This is a genomic window from Stieleria sp., from assembly GCF_041595215.1.
In the GTDB taxonomy this organism is placed as follows: Bacteria; Planctomycetota; Planctomycetia; order Pirellulales; family Pirellulaceae; genus Stieleria; species Stieleria magnilauensis.
The window spans coordinates 1-2,992 of sequence record NZ_JBFHKV010001051.1; the positions used below are offsets into that span (position 1 = coordinate 1).

Below are 2,992 nucleotides of genomic sequence, written 5' to 3' on the forward strand. Positions count from 1 at the left end.
AGTCCCGGCAGCGGACGACCGAGAATTTCCGACAGCGGCAAGAAACTGATCAATGCCAACGCGATCGCCGCCAACGACCCCAGCAATCCGGCGCGGGGAACGACGCGCCGCACCCAGTTGGACGCCGGCGCCATCACCAGTTTCAACACGCCGCTCATCACGATGCACCAAATCCCGATGTGCCAGGTTCGATAGGCGGCATCGATCTCCGACAGCCCCAGCGAATCGACGCCTTGGCGAAACGATGGCCCCAGGATCAACAGGCAGACGCCGAACACGCTGGGCGTATCCAACCCGAGCGGCATGGCCGTCACGTCGCTGGAATTTTTCTTCCGCGCCAACCGAAATGCGAAATACACAAAGGCCAAATCGCCGACCAGAACCCCCAACGCGGTGCCGGGCACCAGGGCCGAAATCGCGAACTCGGTGGGGAACCCGAACCCGCTCAGTAGGATGACGACCAGAAACAATCCGGTCAGATTATCCAACATCAGCCCAAAGAATGCGTTCACATCACCGGGCGTCATCCACTGGTAGCGATGGGCGTGTGGAGCCGTTTGATTTGATGCGTTCAATGGAAATCCATAAGAAAACGTTTTGATGCGACCCTCCGCCTCGCTCCAGGCGTTTTATCGGTGAAATCAGCCTGCAACTAGCCGTTTGGACACCGCCGGCCGACAATTCAGCCAAAAAGCGCTTTGACGAATGGGGCAATTGGCGAGATAATAGGTTTTCAGGGTGCACAAAGATTCCCGGTGCACAGCGGCGGTTTGGACGCTCTTTTGACGCGTGCTGTGGACCGCTTGTTTCCCTTAAAACACTTGTCCGCTCATCGGAACCTCGGCCCATGTCTTCCACCACCGCTTCTGTCCATTCCGCTTCGGCCACCGAAAGCGATGAATTGAGCGACGAAGCGTTGCTGGCCGCCTATCGCAACAGCGGTGATCGAACGCTGTTCAATCAGTTGATGGGTCGCTATCAGCGTGAAATCTACAGCTACCTTCGCCGCTACATCGGCAGCACCGAGATGGCCGAAGACGCGTTTCAGGGCACCTTTTTGCAGGTTCATCTGAAGTGCCAACAGTTTGACAGCTCGCGCCGTTTCCGCCCCTGGTTGTACGCGATCGCGACCAACCAGGCGATCGATGTCCAGCGCCGCAACAAGCGGCATCGGATGGTCAGCCTGGATCGCACCCCGAACGACTCCGAACAACGCAACGCCAGCTGGGCCGAAAAACTCGTCGGCGGAACGCCCGACCCCCTGGCCGCCGCGGCCTCCCAAGAGAACGGCGACTGGATGAAAGAATCGATTTCATCGCTCGGCCAGCCCATGCAGCAGGTGATTCAATTGGTCTATTACCAAGGATTGAAATACCGCGAGGCGGCGGAAATCCTGGGAATTCCAGTGGGCACGGTCAAAAGCCGCCTGCACGCCGCCGTCCAGCGATTGGGCGTGATGTGGGAAGACTCCCACACCCCCTCGGACGATTGAGTAGAATCAACGAGCACCGGCGCCGCTGGGACGCGCGCCAAACCGGCTCGGCCTGACGAACACGTCGAGTCTCGCTGAACCGGTTGAGTCGACTGTGCGTAGGATTCAACAACACTCGCCCATCGCTGCGACCGCAGCAGAGTCAGACTTTCATTCGCCCGCCGCATTTCCTGCCGATGCACGAAGATCTGCTTGGATACCTTCTCGGAGCTCTTGAGCCAGACGAAATGCAACGCGTTTCCGACTGGCTACGCGACCATCCCGAGGGTCGTGAACAGCTCGCAGAAATCGAGCGGAGCCTGAAACCGCTGGAAGAAAGTTTTGAAGCGGTCGAAGGCCCCAGTGATGACCTGCTGGCCCGAACCCTGGCCGCGATCCCCGACGGCATCCCGCCGATGGATGATTCGCCCGCAGATCCTCCGGTGACGCTGACCGATGTCGATCTATCGGGTGAAGCGGGAGCGGGCGGCAACCGTTGGAACGTGATGGATTCGATCGGCGGCCTGCTGTCGGTCGCCACGTTGCTGGCGCTGCTCTTGCCGACGATTGCCGCGGGCAGGTTCGAGGCCCGGAAAGTGGCCTGCGAAGACCGGCTGCGCCGCAATTGGACCGCGCTGATGCAATACGTTTATCGCAGTGAACACGGGCGACTGCCCGAAGTCGCCGAGTCGGGACGAGAAGCCTTTGCCGGAATGTTTGCCATCCGACTGGCCGATGCGGGGCTGATGGACGACGTCGATCAACGTTGGTGCCCCTCGGCTGACCTACCGGTGCTCAGCGATGCCGGCGGTTCCGGTCCGCAGGAACCCTCCCCGCTGATTTCGCTTTCGACATTGCCATCGGTGGAGTCGCTTCACAGCCTGCCGCCCGATGACCTGAAACGGGTCCAACAATTTGCCGGTGGCCACTACGCCTACACCCTCGGTGTGATCGGCGATCAAGGGTTTTCGGCGCCGCGTTTTGAGGCCCGATCGTCGTTCGCCGTGATGGCCGACGCTCCCTTGGAACACGCCATGACGGCGGACCAGCCGGCGAAGATGCGATTCAGCCACAGCGGCCAGGGCATCAACGTGCTGTACGAAGACGGCAGCGTTCGATTCATCCGCGCCGACGCCCTCAACTCGATGCCAGACCATCCATTCTTCAATCACCTCGGGGCAAGCGAAGCGGGGGTCAACATCGACGACGCCAGCCTGTCACCGAGCTGGCGTGCACCGTTCTCGATTTCCCTCCAACGCTAGCGACGCGTTGCAGCGGACAATGCGGCAGCTGGATTGAACAAAACGGTTCGCCCGCCCCGCTACGCGCTTTGCGCCGACCAATCCACACGGTGCCAATCCTCCACACCAAAGCGATGCTCTTATCCCGACGGGATTACAGCGAGTAGCCGGAGGTCAGCGCAGCGCTTAGGTTTGACCACATCTTTTTACAATCTTCATTGCGTCAACGCCGCAGAGCATCGCTTGGAGGTCGTTCCAGCCTCGCCAAATCGTTTGCCAT

At 60.2% G+C, this 2,992-nt stretch carries 2 protein-coding genes and 1 pseudogene; 2 read left to right on the top strand and 1 reads right to left on the bottom strand.

Annotated elements, in window-relative coordinates; genetic code table 11:
* Positions 1-491, bottom strand: a pseudogene (locus ABX749_RS27870) (permease); the annotation flags it as partial.
* Between the two features lie 356 nt (positions 492-847).
* Between ABX749_RS27870 and ABX749_RS27875 the strand changes: the two are divergent.
* Positions 848-1,492 carry an RNA polymerase sigma factor gene (locus tag ABX749_RS27875; RefSeq protein ID WP_372898907.1) on the top strand — a complete coding sequence of 215 codons (645 nt, stop codon included), beginning with the start codon at positions 848-850 and terminating at the stop codon, positions 1,490-1,492.
* A gap of 227 nt (positions 1,493-1,719) precedes the next feature.
* Complete coding sequence (locus ABX749_RS27880) at positions 1,720-2,733, top strand: H-X9-DG-CTERM domain-containing protein (RefSeq protein ID WP_372898908.1); 1,014 nt, start codon at positions 1,720-1,722, stop codon at positions 2,731-2,733.
* Positions 2,734-2,992: the final 259 nt, after the last annotated feature.

What these genes read in the sequence shown, in the direction of transcription:
- ABX749_RS27875 (WP_372898907.1), top strand. Translation starts at nt 848, where the DNA reads ATGTCTTCCACCACCGCTTCTGTCCATTCCGCTTCGGCCACCGAAAGC.
- ABX749_RS27880 (WP_372898908.1), top strand. Translation starts at nt 1,720, where the DNA reads ATGCAACGCGTTTCCGACTGGCTACGCGACCATCCCGAGGGTCGTGAA.